The organism is Moorena sp. SIO4A5 (assembly GCF_010672005.1).
Classification (GTDB): domain Bacteria; phylum Cyanobacteriota; class Cyanobacteriia; order Cyanobacteriales; family Coleofasciculaceae; genus Moorena.
On sequence record NZ_JAAHHZ010000442.1, the window covers coordinates 1 to 3,964 of the forward strand.

Below are 3,964 nucleotides of genomic sequence, written 5' to 3' on the forward strand. Positions count from 1 at the left end.
CTCTTCTAGGGGTCGGGTTTGCACCGCCATCCGGATGAATAGTTGTAATCTTTCGGGGTTGTCCCCGCGAATTACCTAAGTCTTACCCCTCCTGGTAAAGGAGGCTCTTACTTAGAACAAGCCGCACATCCTGATTTAGTTGAGATATTGAAAGACCCTGACTTTCTAGTTGCGACTCGTCCGACATAGGTGCCGATTTTTTTGCCTTTGGTGACTACGGCACGAACAATATCGCCTGTCTGAAAACCTTTATGAAACTTGATTCTGGAGCAATGACGAGTGGGAAAGCCATATTTGTTAGTTCTACAGATTTGACGAGTGCCATGTCCTTTGGCGGTTATTATCAAAGGATTGGTTACTTCGATAATCAATGTTTCGACTTTCCCGACATTTGCCGCATCCAACCAATGAGTTTTCGGAAGATTTTGACGACACCTATTGAATTTGGTTAATCCGCCACTACCTACTTCAACAGGTAGCCCTGTTGACTTGAGATCGTGGTACAACTTCCATCGGGTTGAATTAACACAAGCCGCATCAGCCAGAGGGCGTTTAGCTTTACTCAGTATGCGTTTCAGGATACTAGGCTTGTTAGACAAGAAAAGTTCAATGTCTTGATTAGATTTCGCCTGGTTACATGGGTGACATGCAATCGCTAAATTAGAAACTCGATCAGAACCACCTTTGGACTTGGGTTTAATGTGCTCAATTTCTAATTGAGTTCCTGTTGTCCCACAATAAGCACATTTACGATTCCATTTTTCGAGTAAATATTCTCGAAGTTCATAACCGTAAAGTGTGCCCTGTTGATACTCAATTCCAGATATTTCAGGGTTTTCTAGTTTTTGAGTATCAAATTTAACCAATTCTTGAGAAATGCCTGCGACCGGACATAATTTAATCAGTTTCTTAGTCCAAGTTTCAATATTTTGAACTCTAGACATCAAGCTAGGAGCTAGCCAACCTTTTGGTCTGGTTCTATTAAGAAACCTGGGCTTGCGGTATCGAGTCTTGCGATTACGTCGGCTGCGTCTTAGCTGCCTACGAGAAGTCAAAGAATCTCGGATCTGGAAACCCCTATGTATAAGTTCGGCTCCCCAGACCACTCGTTCTCCTTGAACAATAGCAAAACCGCTTGTTTTTGCTCCAGGATCTATTTTGATTTTGTGATCGTGAGTTACTGGATCTATTATTTCCTCAGTCAAGATTATAGTGAATGGGTAACGGCGATAGACCTTTGCCTTGCCAGTTGATAATAAAATCCTGGCTCTTGCCGGTCTACATGGATCTAGTGGTTGTCGATTTTTGTTTAATACAAAGACACGCATAATTGTGTTTCCTCCTGTTGCCAGGGTAAAGTTAGCTTAGTCAATGTTATTTCTCGGTACTTTCCCAATCGCACTGGCTTAACTCAACTACACCTGTTTAACGACCGGGTTCTAGAGCTGGGGACTAGCTACGCATCCCTAGGTAGGAACTTTAACTCTTAAAAATAACGTAGCCCTCTAAAGGCTTAGACTGGTAAACTTTGAGCTTTAAAGCTCCCGCTATACTCGCGTTGTGAGTTAGCGGCGAGTTGTTTACGCTTCTGTTAAGAGAATTTCTGCGATCACAAATCCTATTGAAATCAAGCTAGTGAGTCCCAAAGCAATGTAGTGGTGGAAACCAGCAGTGTTTATACTAGACCCCATACGCTTTTCCCTAGGAAGCGGTAATGAAAAGCTCTGTGTTCTACTCCCTATTGTCACACCAGAACTCTCAGAAACCATAAATTTAGAGGTGTTACTATACCCTCGTAAAATCATCGCTTTATAGACTTGCTGGGATTGCTGGTAACTGCGCACCAAAAGTGTTCCGGTTAGGGACGCTAAAACTCTAAGGTTACGGTAACTACGGGCGAAGGATTCCAGTAACCAAGCAACTGGGTGACGTCCAAATTCCTGCCATGAAAGCTTTGGTCCTTTGCCACGAAAACCTCGCAGCTGCATTGCCCGCTTCATTTTAGCTAGGTCGTTACTAAATTGCTCAATATAGCGGTAAGACAACAGAGTCATATCCGCAACCAGTGAGGGCAGACCAAGCGATCGCATAGCTTTGATGTTGGTCAAAAAGGGTGCGGTGCCAAATAAAATCACACTAATGGTCAGAATACATAGGAAACGGGTGGCAATCAGCACTAGGGTTAGCAGTCCTTCCTGTCGCACGGCGATTGGACCAAGCTGGATGATCACGGTAGTGCCTACTGTGAAGGGGAGTAGCAGTGTGATCCCTAACAGAAACAATCCCGGATAGCGCAACCGATTCAACAGAAAGGACAGTGGCAGGCGAGAGACTCGATAAAAAATTAGGGTCAGAGCCACCATCCCTGGTAGCACTATCAAATGCTGTACAAAGGAAAACGCAAAAATTAGGGTCAATAGGGCAATTAGCTTGGCACGAGGTTCCCAACTGTGGATGGGGGAGTCCAAGTGAGCGTAGGCATCAAGTCCATGTTTCATTTAGTCATTGATTGTAATTGGTGATTGCTAATTGGGTCTAATCCACATAGGAGCCATAGGTTCTATCGCTCCACTTCACCCTTAATACTTCATACTTGATACTTCACCGTTCATCCTTTATATTTTCTCTATGACCTATGACTAACTTAGGATCAATCCCTAAGCGGCACTGGTTCCGCCGAGTGAGAAGCGAAAAGGACATGGGTGGGAAAATAGTTCGATCATACAACCACCTGCAAGGCTTTTCTCCTTCACATTCGACGGAACCAGTACCGGGCATCCTACCTGCGGTAAAAATATCAGAAGCAAGATGCCTGTTCCACAAAACTCTTGAAATCATTCCATTATTAAGCAACGCCGATATTTCTGCTATTCACATCGTTTCTCACGGTTCACCGGGGTGTTTGTATTTAGGGAATAGCCAACTTAGTCTAGATACTTTAACAAGACTCGCGGAATTCCCCACCCCTGCGACGGGTGGGGATGGATAGCGAGACGACAATTTGTGATGACAAACCATCACGATTTATGTTAGAACAGGACTTACGCGGTTAAGTTGATTTCGCCCCCCTAGCCCCCCAATTCTGGGGGGTAAAGATGTCAAAGTCCCCCAGAATTGGGGGATTTAGGGGGCAAATGCGTAAGTCCTGTAGAATAAAAGCGGTTGCTAACCCGCCTGACTGACTAAAAGGCTACCTTACAAAAAGTCTGATACTCTATCAGTTTTCAGACCATTAGGTGTACAAAGTACTAGCTCCAGATCAGGGAAGAGACAAGCCCCGGCTGGTTGACCATAGAGTCGTAATTCCAAGGTGAGTCTGTCGTAAAACGTTTGCGTCTGCGGAAGGCGGATGTCTGCCTGTGGACGCTGAGTAAGACCAATTCCAGTTCGCTGGTTGAGGCATCGGCGGATGAAGCGGGAAACCCTGGAGACGAATAAGACCGTCACTGATTTGAGTTGAGAGTTGGAAGCCCCAACCTCAGCGTTCGCGTAGCGTGGCCTACGGCCAAAGCAGGTTGGGGTACTTCACACCATTACCTCCCTCAATTAAAAACTTGGTCAACCAATGATTCAGCCACTCCTATTCTCCTCTACGGCTGCAATGTTGCTGCGGGAGATGCTGGTACAGAATTTTTGGAACGACTACACCAAATAACTGGTACTGAGATTGCGGCTTCTGGGAACCGCACGGGTAATGCTGCCTTGGGTGGTGATTGGAATCTAGAATGTTGTACGGGTCAGATTGCTGTAGATTCAGCATTTTTGCCAGAATTGATGGAAGTATATCAAGGAGTTTTTACTGTGTCCTTTAGCAACCCTAACAACTTTTCAGTAGGAACTAGGTTCTGTTGACATAGCTAACGTAACCAGATGAGAGCAGAGGCGAACTCTGCAAAACCCAGATAACATTCGTCAGTTTTATCAAAACGGCTAAAAACACGGCGATAGTATTTTAGCTTGTTAA

The 3,964-nt window shown here is 44.9% G+C and carries 5 protein-coding genes; 2 read left to right on the forward strand and 3 right to left on the reverse strand.

Going from position 1 to position 3,964, the window contains the following annotated elements; all coding sequences use genetic code 11:
* Positions 1-107 precede the first annotated feature (107 nt).
* A complete protein-coding gene (gene iscB, locus F6K57_RS38755; protein ID WP_293073941.1) occupies positions 108-1,328 on the reverse strand; it encodes an RNA-guided endonuclease IscB in 1,221 nt (406 codons plus the stop codon).
* A gap of 252 nt (positions 1,329-1,580) precedes the next feature.
* Positions 1,581-2,498 carry a cobalt ECF transporter T component CbiQ gene (gene cbiQ, locus F6K57_RS38760; protein WP_293073944.1) on the reverse strand — a complete coding sequence of 306 codons (918 nt, stop codon included), beginning with the start codon at positions 2,496-2,498 and terminating at the stop codon, positions 1,581-1,583.
* A gap of 200 nt (positions 2,499-2,698) precedes the next feature.
* Between cbiQ and F6K57_RS42310 the strand changes: the two genes are divergently transcribed.
* The gene (locus F6K57_RS42310) at positions 2,699-2,989 is read left to right on the forward strand and encodes a DUF4347 domain-containing protein (RefSeq protein ID WP_364305926.1); all 291 of its coding nucleotides are present in this window, start codon (positions 2,699-2,701) and stop codon (positions 2,987-2,989) included.
* A gap of 206 nt (positions 2,990-3,195) precedes the next feature.
* On the opposite strand, the gene F6K57_RS38765 is transcribed toward F6K57_RS42310, so the two are convergent.
* Positions 3,196-3,447 (reverse strand): hypothetical protein, encoded by a 252-nt coding sequence (locus F6K57_RS38765; RefSeq protein ID WP_293073947.1) that lies wholly within the window; start codon positions 3,445-3,447, stop codon positions 3,196-3,198.
* Positions 3,448-3,456: 9 nt separating this feature from the next.
* Between F6K57_RS38765 and F6K57_RS38770 the strand changes: the two genes are divergently transcribed.
* Positions 3,457-3,852 (forward strand): DUF4347 domain-containing protein, encoded by a 396-nt coding sequence (locus F6K57_RS38770; protein WP_293073950.1) that lies wholly within the window; start codon positions 3,457-3,459, stop codon positions 3,850-3,852.
* Positions 3,853-3,964 lie beyond the last annotated feature (112 nt).